We start from the raw sequence: 270 nt of genomic DNA on the forward strand, positions 1-270 counted from the left end.
AGAGACACGCACCGATCCTGAAGAAGTTTTACTACCAAAGAGGAGTCGCCCTCAAAAACAGGATTTTGGAAGCCCAAATCTCTGGAAAACATCACTGCACGCCGAGCAGCCAGGATCTCCACTAATTCTGCAGAATGAGGTTTCAAAATCTTTTCAGAGAGGGCAGCCAGAACCTTGCCATTTGAGTTTCGAATCGCCACACCCAGCCCCGCAAAATCAGATTCCCCAAACAGAGCACCATCATAGTTTATCTTCATAGAATTCGCAATT

General features: G+C 46.3%; 1 protein-coding gene. It reads right to left on the minus strand.

From position 1 onward, the window contains the following. A partial coding sequence (locus BB427_RS06655; protein WP_139119029.1) for a reverse transcriptase-like protein occupies positions 1 to 257 on the minus strand: 257 nt, incomplete at its 3' end. Positions 258 to 270: the final 13 nt, after the last annotated feature.

This window comes from Pseudoalteromonas sp. BMB (assembly GCF_001709235.1).
GTDB lineage: Bacteria > Pseudomonadota > Gammaproteobacteria > Enterobacterales > Alteromonadaceae > Pseudoalteromonas > Pseudoalteromonas maricaloris.